Genomic DNA, 24,656 nt, shown 5'->3' on the forward strand with positions numbered 1-24,656 from the left:
CAGCCACTTATCCAATATGAAAAACTCGGAAAGTCACCGCACTTCCTCACGCAGGTATTATCCTGATCGAGTTATAAGGGATCGGAGCAAATGCTCTCATCTCAGCCATAATGGGCACCCCTAGTGCGAAAAACGGTATGTAGTTTTTTAAATGTGCCACAAGTATACCCTATGAAAATAGTAAAGTAAATATAGTTGAAAAATTTCACTAACTCGTCCATCCTTAAATTAGTAGAACGTTTGGAGGTTAGAACTTTGCAAAAAATATTTATCACTCGAAAATTACCAGATGAAATAGTCGATCCATTAAAAGAAAAGTTCGACGTAAAAATGTGGCATAGCGAAGAAATTCCAATGTCCTATGAGGAATTAAAAACAGAAGCAAAAGACGCGCATGCACTATGGACAATGCTTTCAGATAAAGTGGATCGTGAACTAATAGATAGCCTACCAAACTTAAAGGTAATTAGTAACTTAGCAGTTGGCTACAATAATATAGATGTGGAAGCGGCAAAAGAGCGAGGTATCGTCGTCACAAATACACCAGGAGTTTTAACGGAAACAACAGCTGATCTTACGTTCGCCTTACTTTTAGCGACAGCTAGACGTGTAACAGAAGCAGAAAGTGATCTTCGTTCCGGTAAGTGGAAATCATGGACACCGATGGGTCTCACTGGTATGGACGTGTTTGGTGCAACGCTCGGAATTATCGGTATGGGTCGTATAGGTGAAGCAGTAGCAAGACGTGCAAAAGGGTTTGATATGAAAGTTCTATATCATAATCGTACTCGTAAAATAGAGGCAGAGGAAGAATTCGGTTTTTCGTATGTAGAACTGGACACACTTTTGAAAGAATCAGATTTTGTTGTTTTGCTAACTCCATTAACAGCGGAAACAAAAGGATTAATTGGTAAAAGAGAGTTAGGATTGATGAAAGAAACAGCAGCAATTATTAACGTTGCTCGCGGTGGAATTATCGATGAACAAGCCCTATACGAGGCGCTAACGAAGAATAAAATCTGGGCTGCTGGTCTTGATGTATTTGAAGTTGAACCAGTGCCAATGGATCATCCACTCCTCACCTTACCGAATGTAACTGTACTACCTCATATTGGTAGTGCAAGTATTCATACACGAATGGCTATGATGCAGATGAATGCGGAAGCTATTGAAGCCGTGTTGGAAGAAAAAGAACCGAATAATCGAGTAGTGTAATTAAAGGCATTCTTGAATCGAAAATCAAACGATTCAAGAATGCCTTTTTTGCTAGAAAAGAGCGATATCTTCATTTTTCAATAATGAAACTAAATGCCTGAAGAGGATGAAGAGAAATACATAAGAATTTCCACTAAACAAATACTTAAGTCCTGAAAAAGGGTCTTTGTCTCTTTAAAAACATATAATCTGTATGCAATTTTCTAACTATTCAATTTGCAATGAAACTTTAACTCTAGTAACATAAACAGTTATAAATTAGATGCTCCAAAAATATGGGAATTTTGGAAGTGTAATAATTTAAAAGTTTTGTATGTTTAAACTTATTGATGACGGGTATTAAGAGGAGGATAGGACTGTGCGTCTAATTTAAAAAGAGAGAATAGGGGTAGAAACTTATGAGGAAATTGATGTTGTTCATTTCACTTTGCACCATCCTCGTGTTGGCTGCATGTAGTGAAGAAGCAAGTACAGACAGTATTAAGACGATTAAATTTGCGGATGCAGGATGGGATAGTGTTCGTGTACATAATAGCATAGCGCAGTTTATCGTGGAGGAAGGCTACGACTATGACACGGAAGTGACAAGCGGAACAACCGCTGCTACTATGCAAGCCCTGGAACAAGGGGACGTTAATGTCAATATGGAAGTCTGGACCGACAATATTAAAGAAATCTATGAGAAAGCAATTGATAGCGGCAATATTATTAAAGTAGCTACAAACTTTAATGATAACTCGCAAGGATTATATGTTCCAACTTACGTGATAGAAGGAGATGCAGAAAGAGGCATTGAGCCGATCGCACCAGATTTAAAAACGGTTCAAGACTTAGAGAAGTATCCAGAGATTTTCCAAGATCCCGAAGATAGTAGCAAAGGACGTATTGTCGGAGCACCATCTAGTTGGGTAGTAAGTGAACACTTGGAGACGAAACTTGAAACATATGGCCTTGACAAGCAATATAACTATTTAGCACCAGGATCTGATTCTGCAATTGTTGCAGATTTAGCCGGAGCATACAAAAAGGGAGCTCCGTGGGTAGGTTATTATTGGTCACCAACATGGGTTACAGCTAGCTATGATTTAACTTTACTCGAAGATAATCCATATGATGAAGCAACTTGGGAAGAGTCAAAAGGAACGGAATTTCCTCCGAACGATGTAGTAATCGCAGTACATAAAAACTTACCAACACAAGCAAAAGATGTGGTTGACTTTTTAAGTAAATATTCGACAAGCAACGCATTAACAGAAGAAGCACTAGATTATATGAATGAAAATGGAGCAGATCCTGATGAAGCCGCACAATGGTGGATGAAAGAACATGAAGATGTTTGGACTACTTGGGTGTCTGAGGAAGTTGCGGAAAAAGTGAAAGCAGCTTTGAAATAAAAGTTCATGATCGAAGTAGTTTATCCAAGAAAAGTGAGGTGAATGCGACTGTTCCTTTGATACAGTTCGCTATTTATGACAGAATTTCCTGATGTTCGAATACCAATTGGAGACGGCGTAGAAAAATTTATCGATTTTTTAGCATCCCATTTTGACGCGTTTTTTGATTTCATTTTTGTTATTTCTTCTTCATTGATCAAGGGGCTAGAGGCTGGTCTTCTAGCTATTCCTTGGTGGTTGTTTATTGTTATTATCTTTTTATTAGGCTGGTATTTTACTAACTTGTATGGTGGTATTCTTTTTTCATTTTTTATTTTCCTAATCGGTACATTTGATTTATGGCCGGAAACGATGACCACTATTTCAATCGTATTAATCTCCGTCGTACTATCTCTTGTCATCGGTATTCCAGTAGGTATTGGAATGGCGTTTAGTAAAGTAATGTCGACTATAATGCGACCGATACTCGATGCCATGCAGACGATGCCAAGTTTTGTTTATTTGATTCCTGTTATATTCTTCTTCCCATTAGGGAATGTACCCGCAGTTATTGCGACGATTATCTACGCATTACCTCCCGTAATCCGATTAACGGAACTAGGAATTCGCAATGTAGATGAAGAAGTAGTTGAATCTGCACAATCTTTTGGTTCATCCACGAGCCAAATGCTTATGAAAGTACAATTGCCACAAGCATTGCCGACAATTATGGCTGGTATAAACCAAACAACCATGATGGCGCTGGCTATGGCTGTTGTCGGATCAATGGTTGGGGCACAGGGGCTCGGTGAACGAGTACTATATTCGATTAATCGAATTGATATTTCTCTTGGTTTTGAAGCGGGTATAAGTATCGTTTTCTTAGCGATTATTATTGACCGCATTACCGGAGGAATTGCAAGGCGCCTTCAGAAACATAGGAGGGATGCAGCATGACAGTAAAGTTAAAACTAGAAAATGTATCAAAGATCTTTGGACCGCGACCTAAAAAGGCAATTTCCATGGTTGAAAGCGGTATGCCTAAAGAAGAGATTCTCGCAAAAACAGGACATACCGTTGGCGTTTACAATGCTTCTATGGAAATTATGGAAGGTGAAACATTCGTCATTATGGGCCTTTCGGGAAGTGGGAAATCCACTTTGATTCGTTGTTTAAATCTGTTAAACCGACCGACATCAGGCGCAATTTACGTCGATGGGGAAAATGTTGTAGATTACAATAAAAATCAGCTTAAATACTATCGTCAGAAAAAAATAGCAATGGTGTTCCAACACTTTGGCCTTTTTAGTCATCGGACGGTTCTCGAAAATATCGAATATGGGCTTGAAGTACGCGGCTTGTCCAAGGAAGAACGTCAAGCAATAGCTCAGAAACATTTAGAAACAGTTGGGCTAAAAGGATATGAAAACAAGTATCCAGATGAGCTTTCAGGCGGTATGCGTCAAAGGGTAGGTATTGCAAGAGCGTTAGCAAATGATCCAGATATACTGCTCATGGATGAACCTTTCAGTGCGCTCGATCCACTCATTCGAAGAGAAATGCAGCTTGAGCTACTCGATATACAAAATCGATTGCAAAAAACAATCATTTTTATCACGCATGATGTTAACGAAGCATTTAAAATCGGAGATCGTGTAGCAGTGATGAAAAATGGGAAAGTAGAACAAATCGGAACACCGGAAGAAATCTTAGATAAACCTGCGAGCAACTATATATCTGAATTCATCCGAGATATTGATCGCTCTAAAATTCTGCAAGCAGAGCATATTATGACAAAACCTTATGGGCTAGTATCCTTAAAAGACGGGTTGAATGTGGCGACTCAGGTAATGCGTGAGAACGGAATATCAAGCGCCTTTGTAACGAATCGCAAGCGCCAAATACAAGGAATTGTTACCATTGACCAAGCGATTGATGGGATTAAACAGAAAAAGACGTTACAAGAAGTAATGTCTACAGAAGTAAAAACTGTTCGACCGGATGATTATGTACAGGATATTATTCCATATGTACTCGATTCCAAATATCCAATAGTCGTTACAGACGAAGACTTAACGATAAAAGGAATCATTTTAAGAGTGCATGTATTAGCAAGTTTGATAAGTGATAATATAGAAGAATAAAAGAAACTCCCGAATGTATGCTCCTAAGAGCTTCCGATTCGGGAGTTTTTTCTATGTTTCTCTGTATGTGTTCTTGGCAGAATTTAAATGAAGGATAGCTAATAATTGCTCCGCCATATAAGCAGCAGAGTATATAAATTCACTTTGAATCCATTCACTTATCATACCCCAAATTGCATTTGCCTGATAACTAGCAATAAGATTTGCATTTATATTATGTTGCAATGGCTGATTAGTTATATCCTGTAGTACAAGTTTTTTTAATTCATCGCAAATTCTCTTTTGTAATTCAAATAATACATTAGATTTAACTAGCAATGAATAAAAGTTAGAGTACTTTTCGACATGATCAAATATTTTAATAGTAGAAGAGGATAATTTGTTTATGATCAATACCTCTACTCCTTGATAAGGCTCTCGATAAGAATCGATTAAATCCTTAATAACATCGTCGATTGCTTCCTCTAATAGCTCTTCTTTATATTGATAATGCTTGTAAAAAGTACCGCGATTTAAATCGGCAGTTTGTACAATATCGGTAATGGATATTTCTTTAAAATCTTTTTCTTTCATTATAGCAATAAGAGATTCTTTCAAAGCAGCCTTGGATTTTCTAATTCTTCTATCCTGGTAAAAAGATTTAGTAGACATTTTAGACCTCCATTGTATATTAGGGTACAATATTTGCTCTCTTTGCTGATTGAACGGCTGAGTGTAGATTCATTATACTATATGTTAGTAAGAACTTATTGCACATCTGTTCAATAGGACTGATAAATAAAGTGCAAATAGAAAGGGTGTAGAAAAGAATGAGACTTCAAAACAAGGTCGCTGTTGTAACGGGAGCAGGATCAGGAATGGGAAAAGCAATTGCTACCCTTTACGGGAAAGAAGGAGCAAAAGTCGTAGTTTCCGATTTAAATGAAGCATCCGCAAAAGAAACGGCGGAAAAGATCACAGCAAGCGGAGGAGAAGCAATCGCTGTTGTAGCAAACGTTGCAAAAGAAGAGGATATTCAAAATCTTATTGATACAACAGTCAATACATTTGGAACCGTTGATATTCTAGTAAACAATGCGGGTATTATGGACAACTTTGAGCCTGCTGGTGATATCGAGGATGATAAATGGGAGCTGGTATTTGCAGTAAATACAACGAGTGTCATGCGTGCAACACGCAAAGTACTGCCAATATTCTTAGAAAAACAGCAAGGTGTTATTGTGAATGTCGCTTCTGCTGGTGGGTTGTATGGTGCACGTGCAGGAGCAACCTACACCGCTTCTAAGCATGCAGTAATTGGTTTTACGAAAAACACAGGATTTATGTATGCACCACAAGGAATTAGATGTAATGCAATTGCACCCGGTGGTGTGGAAACAAATATTGGTACTTCTATGACGAATATTAATGCATTTGGTATTGGACGTACACAAGCAGGACTTGCACTAAATCCGCGAACAGGCAAAGCTGAAGAGATTGCAAAGGTTGCACTATTCCTTGCCTCCGATGAATCTAGTTTTGTGAATGGAACGGTATTAACTGCGGATGCTGGTTGGACAGCATATTAATAGTTGAACTAAAACGACCTTTCTCGATAATGGAGAAAGGTCGTTTTTTAGAGCTGTGAACCACTCATCTCTCTATATAATAGGATAATACTGTTCATATTTAGGGTTATAAAAGAAGGGCGGACGAGCTCCTATTTTAGGAAGCAGGAATGGAGTGGCATTCGAATTGTATAGTACTTTTACTTTTTCATCTGAATACTTGATAAGTAATATTTCTGTCTGCTGACTCGATGTTGTGCTTTGCAATATACAGAACCTCCTATCGAATAATATTTTATTTAACTCATTCGACGCCATCTTCAATGTTTACTTAGTATTTCATTACCTTACTATTAATTCCTACATAGAATAACCCGACCATTGATTTTTATGGGGATAGCCGTGGGCGAATAAAAACGAGCACCATCAAAACTATCCGATGTATCCAAATTACGGGAAAATTACCCGATATGAAGATGTTGCAATTACTGTGCCGGAACAACGTCAATTGCGACAACCAGGCGTAGAAAGTTTGATGAACCCACGTCCGATTATTGAAAATCCAAACTATCTGGGTAGTTGGAAGTTAAACGGAAAAGTTGCACTAATAACAGGCGGGGGCAGTGGAATAGGGGCAGCAGTGGCCATTGCCTTTGCAAAAGAAGGAGCAGATGTTGCTATTTCCTACTTAGATGAACAGGAAGATGCAAATCGTACGAAGAAGAGAATTGAGGAATTGGGGAAACGTTGTTTGTTATTACCGGGAGATTTAAGGGAAAAAAGGAAATGTATTGGGATCGTGGAAGACACTATCCAAACATTTGGAAGGCTTGATATTCTTTGTAATCATGTAGGAATTCAATTTCAACAACTAAGCTTGCTTGATATTAGTGATGAGCAATTCGACGATACCTTTAAAGTAAACATCTATTCCCATTTCTATACTACGCGGGCTGCACTGCCATATTTACAACCGGGTAGCTCTATTATTAATACATCCTCTGTTGTAACGTTTGATGGCAACGAAGGGGGCTATTATTGGTTTTACGCGAGCACTTGCTAATAGTTTAGTTAGAAAAGGAATACGTGTGAATGCTATTGCCCCAGGAAGAATATGGACACCTCTCATACCGGCAAGTTTTTCAGCTGATGAAGTTACGCGAGCGGGTAATCCAATGGAAAGACAGGGGCAACCATTTGAAGTAGCACCGACGTTTGTATACCTTGCTTCCGACGATTCTCGTTTTGTGACAGGACAGACGCTTCATGTAAATGGTGGGCAAATAACAGCTTCATAATTCTACATCTTAGAAAATAGTACCTTTCACTAAGAAATTCCCTTTAAAGATCTCCCAGTGAGTATCAATAGTAAAAAAGGTTTATAAACTACTAAAAGAGGATACTTTTTTAGTAGTTTGCTTTTTTTGTCACATACTATATAACTATAAAGAGGCCATTACATGTTATAGTTTTAAGACAAAAATATACGTGGAGAAGAGTGGGAACTTGTTTAAAAATCCTTCCAGTAGCAATTTAATCGAGTTAAATGGAGAGTATTCTATTCCTATAGTAGTATTATCTATTATTATGTCTGTTATTGCTTCCTATACTGCATTATCAATGAATGAGCGGGCATATAAAAATAGTTTTTTTCATCGTAACTTTTGGCTCGCCCTTGCCTCTATAGCGATGGGTTTTGGCATATGGTCCATGCATTTTATAGGGATGAGTGCTTATTCGTTGCCAGTGGAAATGCATTACCATAAACCATTAACGATTATTTCAGTTATACCGGCAATGCTAGCTTCTTTTATAGCATTTTATATTGCTAGTCGCTCAAACAGAACTTATTGGACCTATGTATTGGCGGGTAGTGTTATGGGAATAGGCATATCTTCCATGCATTACTTAGGAATGTATGCGATGGAGATGGATCTATTCTATACATACGATAGTGTTTTATTTTTAACATCTATTATCATAGCAATAATCGTTTCCGTTATAGCGATATATATATTTTCTGGTTTCCGTCGTTTTGTTGTGAATCGAATTATTCAGCTAGTAACAGCTATCATTATGGGACTTGCTGTTTCCTCGATGCATTATACGGGAATGGCAGCCATTACTTTTTATGTTCCTAAAGATTTTATTTCGAGTTCTATGCATATGCATATGATGGACATGAGTGGGGTTGCAATAAGTGTAGCTATTGGAATGATTGTTTTACTAGGAACCTTACTATTTTCTAGCTTGGTAGATCGTTATGTAGAATACAGGGCCAACTATTTTGATGTGTTAACTAAATTACCGAATCGCCGTTTATTTGAACAAAAGCTAAGAAAACCGATATTTCCGGAACATTTAGCTATTTGGCATTTACATGATTTAGAAAAAGTGAATAGAGAGTACGATTATCAGTTTGGCGATGAGTTGATTCAACATGTGGCCGAGGTGTTAGAGCTGTCCACCTCCAAAATGGTAGACCTATACCGAATAGAAGGTAATCGTTTTGCTTTCTTGACAAGGGATATGTATGAAGAAAAGCAAATGCAAGAAGAGATGGAGAAAGTAGCGGAATTACTTCGTCAGCCATTTTTCATTCAAAATCAGGAAGTGACTCTTCAAGCGACCTGTGCCATTTCAAAAGCATATAATTATGAGGAAGCATCAAGTATATATACAAATGCATTAAGTGTTTTAAATCATCCATCCGTTCAATACAACCATGAAGTGGTTATGTATGACCCCTCTATTCACACGTATACGTTTGAAAGGGAGATTGCTGATGACGTGTTCGACGCAATGCTTAAAGGTGAGCTATATCTTGTATATCAACCTAAAGTTAGTATGCAAACAAATGAAATCATGGGTGTCGAAACATTACTGAGATGGAATCATCCTGTTTATGGAATGCTTTCCCCAGGTATATTTATTCCAATCTTAGAAAATCATGATCGAATGAAAGACGTCACAGATTGGATTATCAAACTTGTTTGTCGCCAAATTTCCATCTGGAATGTTGAAGGAATTCCTTTTGGACAAGTAGCCATCAACATTCCAGGTCAATATGTTACTTCTCCGAGGTTATTAGATGTATTAAAGCAGACGTTAAATGATTATGATATAAGACCGGCACAGTTAGAGCTAGAAATTACAGAAACAACATTCGTGAAAAATATTGCAGAAGCGATGCGAGCTGTAAGTGTTCTTCGTCAAGAAGGCTTCTCGGTCGCATTAGACGATTTTGGAACTGGTGTCTCCTCATTATCTTATTTAAAGCAGATGCCGATCTCCACCCTAAAAATCGACAAGTCGTTTATCGACGAAATACCACATTCCCAAAAGGATTCTTCAATTATTCAAGCAATTATAAGATTAGGAGAATCATTAGACTTAGCAGTTGTATTTGAAGGAGTTGAAACGAAGGAGCAAGTAGAGTTTCTAGTAGCTACATGTAAGGATCCAATCATCCAGGGCTATTATTTTTCAAAGCCGATGATACCAGAAGAACTAAAAGGATGGAGGAATAAAGATGTCGAATGATCAGTTTGAAACAGAAATGAACAGTCTTCAAGTCAATTCTAAATCACTTATTCCATACATTAGTAAAGAATTCAAATCGCATTTCACGAAAGATATAACAGCGTTGTATCATTATACGGATTTAGAAGGAGCCCAAGGGATTATTAGCAATAAGACATTTTGGGCTTCCCATATAAAATTTATGAATGATTCCAAAGAGTATAGCCATGGCTTGGAAATATGTGAGGCAATTGTAGAGAATTTAATACAAGAATTTCCAAAAGAAAATCCAAGACGCATCTATTTAGAGGAAGTATTTACTATTTTAGAGGAGCAAGATACGGATATTTTTGTCGTGTCTTTTTGTGAAAGTGAAGATTTGCTAAGTCAATGGCGAGGATACAGCCGAAGTAAATATGGTGTATCGATCGGCTTTGACTATGCTGCTCTTTTTGACGTCTCTTTTCATCTGAGTGAAGAAAACTTCTTTCCACGAAAAGTCATTTATAATCATCAGCTACAACAGCAAATTATCCATCGCATTATTGAAATCGCATTAGTTAGCAGAGAAATGAATACTACAAAACCAGCATATACACCGAAAGAAGTAGCTAGAACAATCGGGTACTTCTTACCACTCTTTAAGCATTCCACGTTTTCTGAAGAAAAAGAATGGCGTATCATCGTAACAAACTCCAAAAGCATGCCCTATCAGCACGAACTAAAATTTCGTGCCCGCGATAATATTATCTTGCCTTATATTGAATTGTTGACACATAACAAAATGACGCAAAACGATAACAAACTCCCGATTAAGCAAATAACAGTAGGTCCTTCTGGAACAAACGAATTCACAGCAAGAAGCCTTAACTATTACTTAAAAAACGTTGGATACCCAACAGTTCCTATTAAAATATCTCATATTCCATACCGTTAGAGAGAATAGTCAGAAACTGAATCAAAGAAAAAAGACCCCCAATCATATTGGAAGTCTAGTAATGCCTCTTTCATGCGCAAGTAACCATTCTTTTCTCCACAAGCCACCAGCATATCCAGTTAGTTTCCCGTCAGAACCGATAATCCGGTGGCAAGGAACTACGATACTTAGCTTGTTTTTGCCGTTTGCACTTCCTACTGCACGATTGGCTTTTTCATTTCCAATGCTTAGTGCAATGTCTTTATAAGATCCAGTTTCCCCATAAGGAATAGTTGTTAAGGCATGCCATACACTTTTTTGAAATTCTGTACCGATGCTAATGGAAGGAAATGAAAACTCCCGTCGCTCACCTTTAAAATATTCATCCATCTGAACGTAACATTCTTTAAGTGCCATAGGAGTTTCCTCCGTCAATGGGTGTACTACCACATCTTGCTCTCCAAATAGGATAGAATTGACTGCTTCATCCGTACCGACAATTTCCAAAACCCCAATAGGTGTTTGATAATCTATCTGAAATAGTTTACTCATTTAATGGTCTCCTTCTGTCGGTACTCACTTGGAGTACAATTTTTTAAACGCAAAAATACTTTGTAAAAGTTGGATGCACTTTGAAAACCAACTTCATAACAAACTTCTAAATTCGTTTTGTTTGTATGTTTCAACAAATGTGTTGCTTTATCAATTCTTACTTTTTCTAAATACATACGTGGTGTTTCAGAGGTCTCTTGTTTGAAAAGACGATCCAAATAGTAAGTGCTTACTCCAACATGGTTTGCAATATCTTGCAACACAATTTTTTCATTTGAATGATTGATCAAGAACGTAATAACACTTTGAACAAATTGTGTGTTGGGAGACTGATCCACTTCTGGTTTGCACCTTTTACAAGCACGAAATCCATCCTCTTCTACTTTTTCTTTGTCCAGATAAAACTCTACATTTTGTTTCTTTGGTTTTCTAGAACGACAGGAAGGACGGCAATAGATTCTAGTTGTTTTCACAGCGGTATAAAATAATCCATCATATGCCTGGTCGCAAGCAATAATTTTTTCCCACTTTTCTTCAAATGTAAGATTGATCATAACGGCATACAACTTCCTGTCCTTTCTAGTCTATTCTTCATACAAATGTGCTGTATCTTTTAATGCAAATAATTGTGCAGTATTCATTTCCATAAAAGCAATGATTTTGTCCGATAATGCATTTCCAAAGCTAAATCGTCGCACTCCTAATTCCTTAAGCTTATTACAAGAAGTTAGGCCAGGTAAAGATAAAACATTCAGCGGGGCTTTTATCTTCGATGAAATTTCTGCGATATCCTCATCCGACGTCACACCAGGAACGAAAATTCCACTTGCTCCACTATCCACATATGCCTTTCCTCTTTCTATTGTTTCCAATAGAGGATTTTCCTTTTGGAGATACGTATCTGTTCGAGCATTGATAAAGAAATCTTTGAAGCCGCTATGCTCTAAAGCATTTCTCATTTCAAATAAAAGCTTTGCATGCAAAGAGATATCTCTTAAACCATTTAGTGTTTTAAACGAATCCTCTATATTTATACCTGCTACACCAATGTCTGCTGTCTTTAAAACATTGTGCACAATTGCTTCTATAGATTCGCCATAACCACTTTCTATATCTGCAGATACCGGAATAGTGACGTGCTCAGTAATTGTTTGGATGATCTGTAAATGTCGATCGAAGTCGATAAGTTCTCCGTCTTTTAAACCAAGTGAATTCGCCACTCCCCAACTAGTCGTTCCGATTGCTTGGAAGCCCGCCTTTTCTAAAGTTAAAGCAGATAATAAATCCCATGCATTGCCTAAAAATAATGGCTCGGTAGATTGATGGAGCTTATTGAATCTTTCAATTTTATTCATAATAAAACCTCCTTAGATTCATATTAGCAAGTTAGAAGTACTGTTTTCGTCCTTTTTCTTGCGCTTATGGTCTGATAGGGTGATAACTTGTTTACCTTAATTGATTTTCCGCACATATCCTGTGAGTATTATATCTGAATGAATCGGAACTCGAGTATCCGTAATGGATTACAAACTTTTCTTGAAACCTTTGAATTGCGACGTGCGTATATAAATTAATAAAAGGTTAGAGGGAGGATTTACTGATGTCTTTTTTTAATAAAGTTCTTGCGAGTTTCGGAGTAGGTGGTGCCAAAGTAGATACAAAGCTTGAAAGATCAGCGTATGTCGCTGGCGAAATAATGAGTGGTGAAGTGGAAGTCTACGGAGGGAACATCGATCAACAAATTGACTCCATCTATTTAACTGTATATACAACTTATATTCGAGAATCAGATGATAAAAAATATACTGAAGTAGCCCCAGTGAAAAAGCTTAAGATCAACGAACCTTTTATTATTAAATCAAATGAAACGAAGGTAATTCCCTTTTCTATGGAGCTTCCGGTTGATACGCCTATCACCATTGGCAAGACACGAGTATGGGTGAGTACAGGACTTGATATAAAAAATGCAGCGGATCCTGGGGATAAAGATTATATTGAGGTTAAACCTTCTAAACTAGCAAAACAAATTTTAGAGGAAGTTCAACAACTAGGCTTCCAATTAAGGAAAGCGGAATGTGAACAGGCTTCTAAAAGGATGCGCAAGAACTATCCATTTGTTCAAGAATTTGAATTTATTCCAATGAGTGGCCCGTATAGAGGGAGACTGGATGAATTAGAAATTGTGTTTTTAGCACAGTCCGAACAATCTGCAGAAATACTTATGCAAGTAGACCGAAAAGTACGGGGGATAGGAAGTTTTCTAGCAGAAGCTTTTGAAATGGATGAGAGTCATATTAGAATGACCATCACAACGCAAGATTTACCATATTTACAAGAGAAGCTAAAACAAATAATCTCAAGCAACCTTTAAGAAACCCCTAGATGAGAGACAAACCCAGAAACTAGTAAATGTTTCTGGGTTTTTGAGTGCTTAAATATCAATGCAAAAGAAAACACTGGTTAAAATATCCTTTTACAACTAAACACGCCGATTTTACAACTAAAACGCAACTGTTTAACGAAATCCACCTTCACTATATATATTGACACTTAACTAACCATCGGTTATATTATAACCAATGGTTAGTTAAGTGAGGAGAAAGCGATTATATGAGAAATAAACAAGAGAAACGTTCGGAAGAAACAAAAAAACAGATCTTGCAATCAGCGGGGCAACTATTTGCTAACAAAGGATACGATGCAGTAACCATACGAGAAATTGCAAAGGATGCGGGTTGTTCACATACAACTATTTATCTTTATTTCAAAGATAAGGACGAATTGCTGCATCAGCTTTCCATGCCTTCTTTGCAGGAGTTACACGAACAGCTACAAAACATTTCTGCAGTAAAGACTGTATCAGCAGAGGAAAGGTTAAAGGACATTAGCCGTGAATATGTTTACTTTTGCTTGAATAATCGCAATATGTACGATATCTTTTTCAACGCAAAATCTACAAGAGTAGATATCCAAGCACCAGAACTGGAAATTAACACAATACGCTTGGAGATTTTTGCACTAATGAAATCAGTTATTCAGGAATGCCTTCCGTTTGCAAACGATGAACACCTTTTGGCCATTTCCCGAATTTATTATTATCAGTTAAATGGCATTTTAAGTACTTACTCCTATCAGCATGAACCGCTCGATGTATTAATGGAACGATTGTCACCAACGTTTGACCTCGCCATTGAAATTCTTTTATTAGGCTTTAAAGAAAAATTAAAATAAGGGGACATGAAAATGAAAGTGGAAAAGGTTTCTGAACATATTTGGAGCTTAAAAAAGTGGATGATAGTTCCCATTCATGTGTGGGTAGTCTTGGATGAGGACGGGGTCACATTAGTAGATGCTGGGATGCCATTCATGGCAAATACAATAAAAAAATTTATAAAACAACTGAATGCAGGACCTTTAAAACGGATTCTCTTAACACATGGTCATACCGATCATGTGGGAGCGGTAAAGGGGGTCTTAGCTGAACATGAAGTACCAGTATATGCGCATCGAATGGAAATTCCCTATTTAGAAGGTGAAGTGCTATATCCCAAACGAAAGAAACTGGAACACAACCTGCCTAAACAGCTAACGCAGCCTCTTTCTGAAGATGATAATGGAAACTTGAAATCTGTAGGCGGACTAACGCCATATTTAACACCAGGCCATTCGCCAGGTCATGTCGTGTATTATCATGAAAAGGATCAAGTGATGTTAGCGGGCGATCTTTTTAATTCCAAAAAGGGAAAGCTACATCCTCCTATGTTCACTCCTTTTCTAGATGAAGCGGTGAAAAGTGCATCCATAGTAGAAAAATTAAAACCAAAACGACTAGAGGTATGCCACGGTAGCTCAGTGTTTAACCCAGCTGAACAATTAGAAGAATATGTTCGAAAAGCAGAGAAAAAACTCGGAGTGGTTTAATCGTGCAATTTGTTCAATATACGGTTTAGGGTTTGTTTTTTCTAATGGAATTATGTGCACTTGCGGCCTTTTCCTTTTGGGGCTTTCATATGAATCGTGGACGGTTTATAAATAGTTTACTTGGATTAGATACACCCCTATTAGTAGCGATTTTTTGGGGGACTTTTATTGCTCCAAAGGCTTATATTCCCTTATCCATTCCTTTAAGAATTATTCTTCAATCTATTATATTTGCTTTGGCGATAGCCGCTTTATACTTTTCAGATAAAAGCAAACTTGCCATTATATTTGGAGTGTTTGTTTTAATTGGTATGATATTGATGTATACGATAGAAGAATGATACTACCAATAGTAGAATAGAAGAAGATATCATCCACAGGGAGGAGATTCTTATTTCAGCGGATATGGAAACACGAATAATTGATGACATGATGCATCAAATCTTTTCAAAAACAATGAAGCATGGTGAAAAACTGCCTTCTGAAAACGAACTCACTACCAAATATAAAGTGCCGAGAATGACAGTAAGAAATGCTCTGACAAAATTAGAAGAACGTGGATACATTTTCTCGGTGCAAGGAAAAGGTCGTTATTTAAAAGAAGCATCGACTCAAATTCAATTGCATCTCACAGGTAAAACGAGTTTTACAGATAAAATGGAAGAAGCAGGATATGATTTAAAAACTAAGAATATCCTCTGCAAAAAAATAGTGTTTAATGAACAACTCTTTCAAAATATAAACGCAAATAAAGAGGATAATGTCTACAAGATAAGCAGAATTCGTTATATTAACGGAGAACCAATTGCCATCCACAATTCCTATGTGAGTGATAAGATGTTCCCAGAAATCGCAGAAGATGGTCCAAAGATCGAGTCGATGTTTGCTTACTATCGAAAGCTTGGCTACAACAAATTTGCCAGTAAAAAAAGCTTGTTAAGCATTACATTTCCAACTTCCGCCGAACAACAATTGCTCGCTTGTAAAAGCATGGTACCGCTCATCGTCGTGGAAAGTGATTGCATCGACGTAGCTTCAAACAAAGTGCTCGAGCATACGAAAATAATGTATCGAAGCGACAAATTTAAATATGATATTACGATGGATTGACCAAAAACAGGTAAAGGATGAAAGTGTCCTTTATCTGTTTTTTTTGCTTATGGCAAAGATCTGCTCTTTATTACAGGGGGAATAATGTTGATTTATAAATGCGCAACATATTCAGCCATACTCGCAACGATATGCGACATTTGCGCAACGTTTATAAAAACCACTCACAATCCCAGTCGTTTCACTCCAAGTTAACTCGTTTAATGATAATTTGGTTGCTTTCAGACTGCTACTAGTTGCTCTCATCAACTGTTTGGTCTCCCTTATCCATTTATTAGGAATTTTTATTGTGTAACTTCATAACTTGAGGGATTTAGTGTGGCGGACACTTCATCTCTCCTTACGAAACACAATCCCATACAGCATAAACTACCCTTTTAATATGCTAGTTTTTCCATGAAGGTAAACATAAAGAACAATGCAAGTCCAATTATTAAGAAAATTTACAAACATTTACGATACCTTAAAACACAACAACTTGGCGACAAGTTAAGATGAACTTGCAAAGGAGGATTCAACAAGATGAAAAGAAGAAGACGCACGGAAATTCTCATACAAGAAAATGGTCAATTAGCAAAAAAGCTATCGGCAACAATAATAGATGCATATGAATGCAAAGAAATCTTAGAACCGCAATATGGATTAACGATGATTAAAATGCGTGAATCCGCTAAAAAATCCTTATTTTATATAGGGGAAGTCCTTATAACAGAAGCAAAAGTAGAGATTAGTAATTGCATCGGAATAGGAATCGTTGTTGGCGTGGAAGATGAACTTGCCAAACAACTCGCAATAATCGATGCAGCATATAAAGCAGAATTACCAGAAACAATTACGTGGCGAGATCAGCTTATCGAAGCGGAAAAACAAAACACAAAAGAACGTGCAAAAAAACAAGCAGAGCTTTTCAAAACGAAAGTAAGCTTTGAAACTATGGAAGTTTAACGAAAAGAGGAGGGATAGTATGGCTATCGATCAAGTACATGATTTGCAGCAAGTCTATAGAAAAATATTGCATAGTATGTCGCGACCAGGGACCATTTCTTCGCTAGCTGATAACGCGAAAAAAGTAGATTTTGACCTGTCTTGCTTTCATGCAACGTTCTTAAGTGCGTTGACATTTTTGGATGCGGAAGTGACATTTCATATTCTTTCTTCAGGAAAACAAAGCTTAATAGATAAAATCTCCGCGTATACATCCTCAAAATATGCACCGATTAACGAAGCGGATTTTATCATTGTTTTGCAGGAAGATACCGAGGAATCCATTCAACATGCTTTTTTGGAGTGTAAAAATGGCACGCTTATTGATCCACAGCATTCCTCTATATGGATTATGGAAAGCTCTACTTTGTCCAATTCGGGGGAACTAACATTAACGGGTCCTGGTATCCAACATGCAGCTAGGCTACATACAAGTTTAAGCCCACTCTTATGGCAAGCAAGAAACGAACGAACAAGGGAATATCCACTAGGCATTGACTTGATTTTTACAGATGAGAATGCCCAAGTTGTCTGCATTCCACGTACAACTACAGTGGAAATTACGGAGGTGAGCTAATGGGTTACGTTCCAGTAAAAGGTGGCACGGAAGCAATAGATGCTTCTATTAAGCGTTTAAAATACGAGCGTTTAAAAGGCAATGAAACAATAGAAATTCAGACTATTATGTCCACGATGCGTGGGATGATTGATCAAGTAATGTCTGAAAGCAGCTTATACTCACCTTTCTTAGCGGCGCTAGCGATTAAGCAAGCAGAAGGTAGTATGGAAGAAGCCGTTTTCCTTATGAGAGCACATCGTTCTACATTGCCTCGTCCTTATTATAGTAAGACGGTGGAACCGGAGACTATGCTTGTAGAGCGTCGTATTTCCGCAAGTTTTAAAGATATTCCAGGTGGTCAATTATTAGGTGCAACCTATGATTATACGCATCGTTTATTAGATTTTGATTTGATAAATGAAAGCTCAGAAAGCATTCAGCGTTGGTTGCAAAACTACCAAACAGAATTGCAGCAAGTAGATGCTTTCGATGAAGTGAAATATTTCCCTAAAGTAGTGGATTATTTACGCGATGAAGGGCTGTTTGAAAATCATCAAGAAGATAACACAGTTCCTAAAGATATTACGAAACAAAGTTTACAATTTCCTTCCACTAGAAGTGAACGATTGCAAGTAATGACAAGAGGGCAGACAGGTGCTGTCACATCATTAGGATATGCCTCTCTTAGAGGTTATGGGCAAGTACATCCGACTGTCGGGGAAGTGCGCGTTGGTGCTGTTCCTATCTATGTAGGACATCCAAATGAGATGGAGCAGAATACAGAGGATGAGTTTTATATCGGGGAAATTACAGTAACGGAAGTGGAGTCATTTGTCCCGACACAAGTGAAAAATGCCAATAACGAATATGAACTACAATTTGAAATTGGTTATGGCATTTGCTATGGGCAAAATGAAACAAAGGCGATTGCCATGAGTATTTTAGACCAATGTCTAGAGCACCCAGAATCTAACTTTCCTACACATGATGAGGAATTTGTTTTATTGCACATCGATTCGGTGGAGTCGACAGGGTTTATTTCCCATTTGAAATTACCGCATTATGTGACGTTCCAATCGAAGTTAGACAGTGTACGCCAAGTGAAGAAAGAGGTGCAGGAAGTTGAAAACTGATACGCATTTTGCTTTTTTCGATGAAGGTTCAAAAAAAGAAATTCGTCGTGCCATCATAAAAGCTGTAGCAATTCCTGGTTACCAAGTGCCATTCGCTTCTAGAGAGATGCCGATTGCAAGAGGCTGGGGGACAGGTGGTTTGCAAATCACACTTTCTATTATTGGAAAATCTGATGTGCTGAAAGTAATTGACCAAGGAGCGGATGAATCTGTAAATGCCGTTAGTATAAAAAAGCTAGTGCATGATACGACCGGAGTAGAGCTAACGGAACAAACAGAAGAAGCTAGCCTCATCCAATCGAGGCACCGCATACCAGAAGTCGCACTAACCAAAGATCAAATAATTGTCTTACAGGTTCCAATGCCAGAACCACTTCGCCCAGTGGAAGCAAGCGAGCTTAAGACAAAGACAATGCATGCAGAAAATGATTATAGCGGTGCATGGCTCATGCTATTTGAACAAATCATGAAATATGGCAAGACAGCAACTGCGGCAGATCATCCGGTTTATGTGAATGATCGTTACGTGATGGCACCTAGTCCGATTCCGCGATTTGATAACTCAAAACTGCACGAATCGGAGGCTTTAATACTGCTTGGAGCAGGAAGAGAAAAGAAAATATATGCAGTACCCCCTTATACAAATGTAGAATCTCTTGCTTTTGATGATTACCCGTTTACGGTAGAAGCTTTTGAAGATAAGCATTGTCATATATGCAATTCCACGGATGTCTTTTTAGATGAACTAATCGATCCCCAAACAGGAGAAACTATTCATCAATGTAATGATACAAGTTTCTGTATGGATCAGTTGAATAAAAAAGTGGAAGAGGAGGCTCAAAAGAGCTATGTATGAAGAGCCAATATTACAAGTTAGAAATCTACAAAAGCAATTCGGTACAGGCTGTATAGAGTGTCGGCAGAAGGAAACTAGGAAGCTAGTGAAAAACTTTTGCAAGAGTTGCGGCACCTTGTATGCTTGCCAGGATATTTCATTCGACTTGTACCCTGGTGAAGTATTAGGGATTGTTGGAGAGAGTGGAAGTGGAAAATCAACAATGATGCAATGTTTATATTTTGATAGCGACGTTTCATCGGGAGAGGCGTATATCCACACACCCGACTTGGCAGGCAAAAATATATTTGAAATGTCAGCGCAACAAAAGCGTTTTATACGAAATTATGTTTATGGCATGGTTTATCAAAATCCAGTGCAAGGTTTGAAAATGAACTTTTCTTCTGTCGGTAATATTGCAGAGAAACTAATTGCAGCTGGGAACAAACATGTTGGCCAAATGGAAGCGACAAGTAAAAAGCTACTAGAAAACGTGCATATCCCATTGCATCGTATGAAAGAAGAGCCTAGAAATTTCTCCGGTGGGATGCAGCAACGTGTTCAAATTGCAAAAGCATTATCAAACAATCCACCAATATTATTTTTGGACGAAGTAACAACCGGACTAGATTTATCTGTACAAGCAAATGTACTTGATTTGATCAAAGGAATACAACGTGATTTAGGAATTAGCATGATTGTCGTATCACATGATTTAGCTGTTATTCGTATGCTCGCAGACCGTACCATTGTTTTGTTGAATGGGAAAATTATCGAAGAAGGCTTAACAGATCAAGTGTTAGAAGACCCACAACATGAGTACACACAACAATTAGTCTATTCATTACTTTAGGAGGAACGACCACTTTGTATATTATTCATAATGGAAAAGTTATAACAGAAGAGGGAATTATCGAAGGAAAAGCAGTCTTGGTTGTAGGAGAGATTATCGAAGCGATTATCCCTCAGGAACAAGTGTCGAACTATCCTCATGCGGAGCTAATCGATGCAAGAGGTGGTTATATTTCACCAGGATTTATCGATATCCATTCAGATTATATCGAAACGGTTGCTTCCCCAAGACCGACAAGCATGATGGACTTCAATATTAGTTTAAGGGAAGCGGAGAAAATATTGATTAGCCATGGTATTACAACGATGTTCCATTCTCTTTCTTTTTACAAAGAAGATGTGTTTACCCATAAACCGATGCGCAATCCAAAGAATATTCAACGTATGGTAGATGCAATAGATGCGACACACAATGAATTGCATTTAATACGCCATCGATTACATGCACGATTTGAAATAGACAATATTGATGAAGTGGACTGTCTTGCCCAGAATATTGAGGACGGTAAGGTGCATTTACTTTCTTTTATGGATCATACTCCTGGCCAAGGACAATATAGAAATTTAGAAGTCTATCGCGAAACATTAAAAGGGTATCGCAATATTTCAGATGATGACGTAAATGTGCTCATAGCTGAACGACAAAGCACGGAGTTTTTAACGATTGAAAAGATAAAAGAAGTCGCGGATATAGCTTTATCTAAAGGGATTGCGGTTGCCTCTCATGATGATGATGATATAAAAAAGCTGGAATTAGTGCAATCGTTTGGAACAACGATTAGTGAGTTTCCTATCACGCTAGAGGTTGCTAAAAAAGCGAAGGAAATTGGTTTGCATACAATTGCAGGTGCACCAAATGTGTTGCTTGGGGGCTCCCACTCGGGCAATTTATCAGCAGCAGAAGCTATTTCGCATGATTGTGTGGATATTTTGTGTAGTGATTACTATCCTGCAGCGTTACTACACGCTATCTTTGAACTTCATGAAAAGCATGGCAATGATTTACACAAAATGTTTATGATGGTCACACTAAATCCGGCAAAGGCAGTGCGCATGGACGAAGAACTGGGCTCGATAAAGGTTGGGAAAAAAGCTGACATTCTTGTGATTGAACGAATGGAAGATGGATACCCAATGCTAACTGCGACAATGGTCAACGGTGTTTTAATCACCACAACTAATTACCGAATTAAATAACGAAACGAGGAGATAGGTATATGGCAATGCTAGAAATTGTGGATTTTGGCAAGCGATTCACCATTCATCATTTAGGAAAAACGATGCCCGCCATCCAAAATATTAATCTATCATTGGAAGCTGGAGAATTCATCGGAATTGTCGGTAAGAGTGGTAGCGGTAAGTCCACCATACTAAAGAGTATCTATCGAACATATTTACCGGACGAAGGGAAAATAATGTACGACTCCGAACGCTTTGGAGAAGTTGATTTGGCACAAATCTCCGAAAGACAAATGTTGTATTTGAGAAAATATGAGATTGGCTATGTGTCACAGTTTTTAAGTGTAATGCCTCGAACGACATGCCGTCAGCTCGTGACGAATGCTTTGTTAGAAATGGGCGAGTCGGTAGCTGTTGCACGGGGAGAAGCAGAAAAAGCACTAGCTCATTTTGAATTAGATCCGAAGTTATGGGACAGTTATCCAAATACATTTTCAGGTGGAGAAAAACTGCGATTGAATATCGCGATGGCAACCGTGAAAAAGCCTAGATTATTACTATTAGATGAGCCAACCGCGAGCCTAGACCAACAATCCAAGATAAAAGTACGAGAAATCATCGAGAAATTAAAAAAACAAGGAACAACTTTAGTTGGAATTTTCCATGACATTGAATTTATGGATGGTCTATGCGACAAAGTATATGACATGCAAACAAGACAACTAACGATAACGAAAGAAGTAGTTAGCCATGAAAGCTGATTTACATGTTCATAGTAGTTTTTCAGACGGTTCTGAAGCCGTCGAAACTGTACTAAAGCTCGCAAAGGAACGAGATGTTACCCAAATTAGCTTTGTTGACCACGATACAGTTAAAGGGCTATCTAAAGTATGTATGCTTGGTGAAAAATATCAAATTGAAGTCATACCAGGTATAGAAATCTCTGCGTATGACTTCAAAAGAGATCGAAAAGTACATATACTCGGCTATAACTATGACCCCGAAGCAGTACATATTCGAGCGATATGTGATGATTTACTCAAACGACGCCAGACCCATTCTCTATGGCAAATAAAACAAATTCAAAAAGCGGGATACAAACTGGATGTAGAGAAAATCATAGAAACTGCTAAGCCTTCAGAGACGATTTACAAGCAGCATATTATGCGTCATTTAACGGAAGCTGATTACACATCTCTTTCATATAAGCAATTATATAAAAGCTTATTTAAGGGCGTAGGGGTGGCATCAGGGGACATTGTCTATATCGATGCGGTTGATGCTGTAAAAGCAATTGTAGCAGATGGGGGACTTGCTGTAGTGGCCCATCCCGGTCAGCTAGATTCGTATGATTTGATTCCCGAGCTTATACCGTATGGTTTAGGGGGAATCGAGCGAAATCACCCAGATCATACAGCTAGCGATTACCAAAAGGTAGAAGCTTTAGCTAAGCGATATGGACTGGTTATGACAGGTGGCACAGATTTTCACGGCGCATACGGAGCGCCCATCCCCCTTGGTGAGATTACTAGCCCTTCGAGTCTTCTTAAAAGTTATAAATAAATGGTGTAAATAAGGTTAATACTTTATAAAGTTACTGTAAATTTCCACAATTGTAAAAAGTAATGTGGTTCAATATAAAAGTAAGGTCAGTTACAACATTGCACTGCCATTTTATTTAGCGAAAAGGAGAATTAGTAATGAAGAAAAGTTGGTTTGGAATTAGCCTATTTTTAGTAGTTGCTCTGTTATTATCAGCATGCTCAGAAGGAACAGCTGGAGCTAAAGATGCAAAAGTGGATGACGTGATTAAAATTGCTTGGTACCCTAATGAGTCTGGAACAGATATGAAATCTTCCCGTGATGAAATCGGTCGAGTAATTGAAGAAGCAACAGGCAAAACGGTGGAGCACCAATTAACAACAGATTATGCGATTGCCATTGAAACATTGGTCAATAATAATGCTGACCTTGCTTTTATGGGAGCACAAGGATATATAGAAGCAAAAAATGGAAACGATGCAATACAACCTTTAGTAGTTCCTACTGGTGCATCCGGTACATTAGATGATGCATTGTACCATAGCTGGTTAGCGGTAAATGTAGATGCACAAGATGATTTTAAAGTAGACGGGGAATTTTCATTAGAAACATTAGAACAAAAAAGTATGTCTTTCGTTTCCAATAGTTCAACTTCAGGATTTGTCGTCCCATCCTCATCTATTATCGGATACTATGCCGAAAAATCGGGCTTTGAAGATTTAGTACCGGAAGATCTAATGGAAGGTGGACCGCTATTCTCACAAGTATTATTCGGAAATTCACACCAAGGGTCAGCGGTAAATTTATTAAGTAACAATTCAGAAGTAGCAGCTTTCTGTGACACTTGCGTAGGAAACTATGTAGAAGTTATAGAAGGAGAAGAAAATAAAGTAGGATCTGTATACAAAGTAAAAGACGATGCAGCAGAACCATTTAACACAGTAACTGGAAAAGAATTTATCTTAATGTCTGTTACGCCAGTATTAAACGCACCATTCGCGGCGAACTTAGATGCTTTAGGACAAGAGGATTATGACACATTAAAAGAATTATTCTCTTCGGATGAGATTGCAAACAATGAGAAAATATTCGTTCCAAAAGACTCTGGAGAACCAGGATTATTTTTCAAAACAGAAAATGAAAGATTCGCAGAAGTAGAAGATGCATGGTTCAATCCAATCCGTGAACTTTCTAACTAATTGAACGATATTTAAGGACACTTGGAGCATGCATGTATTAACGTGCATGCTCCAATTTACAAAAAGGAGGGTA

At 37.9% G+C, this 24,656-nt stretch carries 26 protein-coding genes, 1 pseudogene and 1 riboswitch; of the genes and pseudogenes, 22 read left to right on the forward strand and 5 right to left on the reverse strand.

Annotated features, from left to right (window positions below):
• Nucleotides 1–26 precede the first annotated feature (26 nt).
• A riboswitch (TPP riboswitch) is annotated at nucleotides 27–132 on the reverse strand.
• 123 nt (nucleotides 133–255) lie between these two features.
• The 4 genes from FG382_RS11475 to FG382_RS11490 all read left to right on the forward strand — a co-directional run bounded on the left by FG382_RS11475 (nucleotide 256) and on the right by FG382_RS11490 (nucleotide 4,732).
• A complete protein-coding gene (locus FG382_RS11475) occupies nucleotides 256–1,215 on the forward strand; it encodes a 2-hydroxyacid dehydrogenase (RefSeq protein WP_142539022.1) in 960 nt (319 codons plus the stop codon).
• Between the two features lie 398 nt (nucleotides 1,216–1,613).
• Nucleotides 1,614–2,609: an ABC transporter substrate-binding protein gene (locus FG382_RS11480; RefSeq protein WP_142539023.1), complete on the forward strand. Its 996-nt coding sequence runs from the start codon at nucleotides 1,614–1,616 to the stop codon at nucleotides 2,607–2,609.
• A 75-nt stretch (nucleotides 2,610–2,684) separates the two neighbouring features.
• Nucleotides 2,685–3,545: an ABC transporter permease gene (locus FG382_RS11485; RefSeq protein WP_142539024.1), complete on the forward strand. Its 861-nt coding sequence runs from the start codon at nucleotides 2,685–2,687 to the stop codon at nucleotides 3,543–3,545.
• Complete coding sequence (locus FG382_RS11490; RefSeq protein ID WP_142539025.1) at nucleotides 3,542–4,732, forward strand: quaternary amine ABC transporter ATP-binding protein; 1,191 nt, start codon at nucleotides 3,542–3,544, stop codon at nucleotides 4,730–4,732. Before FG382_RS11485 ends, FG382_RS11490 begins: the two co-directional genes overlap by 4 nt.
• A 51-nt stretch (nucleotides 4,733–4,783) precedes the next feature.
• On the opposite strand, the gene FG382_RS11495 is transcribed toward FG382_RS11490, so the two are convergent.
• Entirely contained in the window at nucleotides 4,784–5,383 is a 600-nt protein-coding gene (locus FG382_RS11495) for a TetR/AcrR family transcriptional regulator (protein ID WP_142539026.1), read from the reverse strand.
• Between the two features lie 158 nt (nucleotides 5,384–5,541).
• Between FG382_RS11495 and FG382_RS11500 the strand changes: the two genes are divergently transcribed.
• Entirely contained in the window at nucleotides 5,542–6,300 is a 759-nt protein-coding gene (locus tag FG382_RS11500; RefSeq protein ID WP_142539027.1) for an SDR family oxidoreductase, read from the forward strand.
• 72 nt (nucleotides 6,301–6,372) lie between these two features.
• Here the strand turns inward: FG382_RS11500 and FG382_RS22645 are convergent, their stop codons facing one another.
• Nucleotides 6,373–6,546 carry a hypothetical protein gene (locus tag FG382_RS22645; protein ID WP_170206499.1) on the reverse strand — a complete coding sequence of 58 codons (174 nt, stop codon included), beginning with the start codon at nucleotides 6,544–6,546 and terminating at the stop codon, nucleotides 6,373–6,375.
• A gap of 172 nt (nucleotides 6,547–6,718) precedes the next feature.
• Here FG382_RS22645 and FG382_RS11505 point away from each other — a divergent pair.
• The 3 genes and pseudogenes from FG382_RS11505 to FG382_RS11515 all read left to right on the forward strand — a co-directional run bounded on the left by FG382_RS11505 (nucleotide 6,719) and on the right by FG382_RS11515 (nucleotide 10,738).
• Nucleotides 6,719–7,577: pseudogene (locus FG382_RS11505) on the forward strand (SDR family oxidoreductase).
• 208 nt (nucleotides 7,578–7,785) lie between these two features.
• The gene (locus tag FG382_RS11510) at nucleotides 7,786–9,822 is read left to right on the forward strand and encodes a bifunctional diguanylate cyclase/phosphodiesterase (RefSeq protein ID WP_142539028.1); all 2,037 of its coding nucleotides are present in this window, start codon (nucleotides 7,786–7,788) and stop codon (nucleotides 9,820–9,822) included.
• Nucleotides 9,812–10,738, forward strand: a complete 927-nt coding sequence (locus FG382_RS11515; RefSeq protein WP_142539029.1) for a DUF2971 domain-containing protein — start codon at nucleotides 9,812–9,814, stop codon at nucleotides 10,736–10,738. Before FG382_RS11510 ends, FG382_RS11515 begins: the two co-directional genes overlap by 11 nt.
• Nucleotides 10,739–10,780: 42 nt before the next feature.
• Here the strand turns inward: FG382_RS11515 and FG382_RS11520 are convergent, their stop codons facing one another.
• The 3 genes from FG382_RS11520 to FG382_RS11530 are packed head-to-tail and all read right to left on the reverse strand — an operon-like array spanning nucleotide 10,781 to nucleotide 12,624.
• Complete coding sequence (locus FG382_RS11520; protein ID WP_142539030.1) at nucleotides 10,781–11,269, reverse strand: methylated-DNA--[protein]-cysteine S-methyltransferase; 489 nt, start codon at nucleotides 11,267–11,269, stop codon at nucleotides 10,781–10,783.
• A complete protein-coding gene (locus tag FG382_RS11525; RefSeq protein WP_142539031.1) occupies nucleotides 11,266–11,823 on the reverse strand; it encodes a bifunctional transcriptional activator/DNA repair enzyme AdaA in 558 nt (185 codons plus the stop codon). Before FG382_RS11525 ends, FG382_RS11520 begins: the two co-directional genes overlap by 4 nt.
• A 30-nt stretch (nucleotides 11,824–11,853) precedes the next feature.
• A complete protein-coding gene (locus FG382_RS11530) occupies nucleotides 11,854–12,624 on the reverse strand; it encodes an isocitrate lyase/PEP mutase family protein (protein WP_142539032.1) in 771 nt (256 codons plus the stop codon).
• A 245-nt stretch (nucleotides 12,625–12,869) separates the two neighbouring features.
• On the opposite strand from FG382_RS11530, the gene FG382_RS11535 reads away from it, so the two are divergent.
• The 14 genes from FG382_RS11535 (at nucleotide 12,870) to FG382_RS11600 (ending at nucleotide 24,583) form a co-directional block, all read left to right on the forward strand.
• On the forward strand, nucleotides 12,870–13,640 hold the full coding sequence (locus tag FG382_RS11535) for a sporulation protein (RefSeq protein WP_142539033.1): 771 nt from the start codon (nucleotides 12,870–12,872) through the stop codon (nucleotides 13,638–13,640).
• Nucleotides 13,641–13,879: 239 nt separating this feature from the next.
• Nucleotides 13,880–14,500, forward strand: coding sequence for a TetR/AcrR family transcriptional regulator (locus tag FG382_RS11540; RefSeq protein ID WP_142539034.1), 621 nt, complete (start codon nucleotides 13,880–13,882; stop codon nucleotides 14,498–14,500).
• A gap of 12 nt (nucleotides 14,501–14,512) precedes the next feature.
• Nucleotides 14,513–15,190: an MBL fold metallo-hydrolase gene (locus FG382_RS11545; protein ID WP_142539035.1), complete on the forward strand. Its 678-nt coding sequence runs from the start codon at nucleotides 14,513–14,515 to the stop codon at nucleotides 15,188–15,190.
• Between the two features lie 44 nt (nucleotides 15,191–15,234).
• A complete protein-coding gene (locus FG382_RS11550) occupies nucleotides 15,235–15,531 on the forward strand; it encodes a YrdB family protein (RefSeq protein ID WP_142539036.1) in 297 nt (98 codons plus the stop codon).
• A 64-nt stretch (nucleotides 15,532–15,595) separates the two neighbouring features.
• The gene (locus FG382_RS11555) at nucleotides 15,596–16,300 is read left to right on the forward strand and encodes a GntR family transcriptional regulator (RefSeq protein ID WP_170206500.1); all 705 of its coding nucleotides are present in this window, start codon (nucleotides 15,596–15,598) and stop codon (nucleotides 16,298–16,300) included.
• A 522-nt stretch (nucleotides 16,301–16,822) separates the two neighbouring features.
• Nucleotides 16,823–17,245: a phosphonate C-P lyase system protein PhnG gene (phnG, locus tag FG382_RS11560; protein ID WP_142539037.1), complete on the forward strand. Its 423-nt coding sequence runs from the start codon at nucleotides 16,823–16,825 to the stop codon at nucleotides 17,243–17,245.
• 19 nt (nucleotides 17,246–17,264) lie between these two features.
• Complete coding sequence (gene phnH, locus FG382_RS11565; protein ID WP_142539038.1) at nucleotides 17,265–17,861, forward strand: phosphonate C-P lyase system protein PhnH; 597 nt, start codon at nucleotides 17,265–17,267, stop codon at nucleotides 17,859–17,861.
• Nucleotides 17,861–18,976 carry a carbon-phosphorus lyase complex subunit PhnI gene (locus FG382_RS11570; protein WP_142539039.1) on the forward strand — a complete coding sequence of 372 codons (1,116 nt, stop codon included), beginning with the start codon at nucleotides 17,861–17,863 and terminating at the stop codon, nucleotides 18,974–18,976. Before phnH ends, FG382_RS11570 begins: the two co-directional genes overlap by 1 nt.
• Entirely contained in the window at nucleotides 18,966–19,832 is an 867-nt protein-coding gene (locus FG382_RS11575) for an alpha-D-ribose 1-methylphosphonate 5-phosphate C-P-lyase PhnJ (protein ID WP_142539040.1), read from the forward strand. The genes FG382_RS11570 and FG382_RS11575 overlap by 11 nt, the downstream gene beginning before the upstream one ends.
• Nucleotides 19,825–20,664, forward strand: coding sequence for an ATP-binding cassette domain-containing protein (locus tag FG382_RS11580; RefSeq protein ID WP_142539041.1), 840 nt, complete (start codon nucleotides 19,825–19,827; stop codon nucleotides 20,662–20,664). The genes FG382_RS11575 and FG382_RS11580 overlap by 8 nt, the downstream gene beginning before the upstream one ends.
• Nucleotides 20,665–20,678: 14 nt before the next feature.
• Nucleotides 20,679–21,860 (forward strand): phosphonate metabolism protein PhnM, encoded by a 1,182-nt coding sequence (phnM, locus tag FG382_RS11585; RefSeq protein ID WP_142539042.1) that lies wholly within the window; start codon nucleotides 20,679–20,681, stop codon nucleotides 21,858–21,860.
• Between the two features lie 20 nt (nucleotides 21,861–21,880).
• Nucleotides 21,881–22,603, forward strand: coding sequence for a phosphonate C-P lyase system protein PhnL (phnL, locus tag FG382_RS11590; protein WP_142539043.1), 723 nt, complete (start codon nucleotides 21,881–21,883; stop codon nucleotides 22,601–22,603).
• Nucleotides 22,593–23,405 carry a PHP domain-containing protein gene (locus tag FG382_RS11595; RefSeq protein ID WP_142539044.1) on the forward strand — a complete coding sequence of 271 codons (813 nt, stop codon included), beginning with the start codon at nucleotides 22,593–22,595 and terminating at the stop codon, nucleotides 23,403–23,405. Before phnL ends, FG382_RS11595 begins: the two co-directional genes overlap by 11 nt.
• 137 nt (nucleotides 23,406–23,542) lie before the next feature.
• Nucleotides 23,543–24,583 (forward strand): PhnD/SsuA/transferrin family substrate-binding protein, encoded by a 1,041-nt coding sequence (locus tag FG382_RS11600; RefSeq protein ID WP_142539045.1) that lies wholly within the window; start codon nucleotides 23,543–23,545, stop codon nucleotides 24,581–24,583.
• The last annotated feature ends 73 nt before the right edge of the window (nucleotides 24,584–24,656 follow it).

Origin of the sequence: Psychrobacillus lasiicapitis (assembly GCF_006861795.1) — a bacterium.
Lineage (GTDB): Bacteria > Bacillota > Bacilli > Bacillales_A > Planococcaceae > Psychrobacillus > Psychrobacillus lasiicapitis.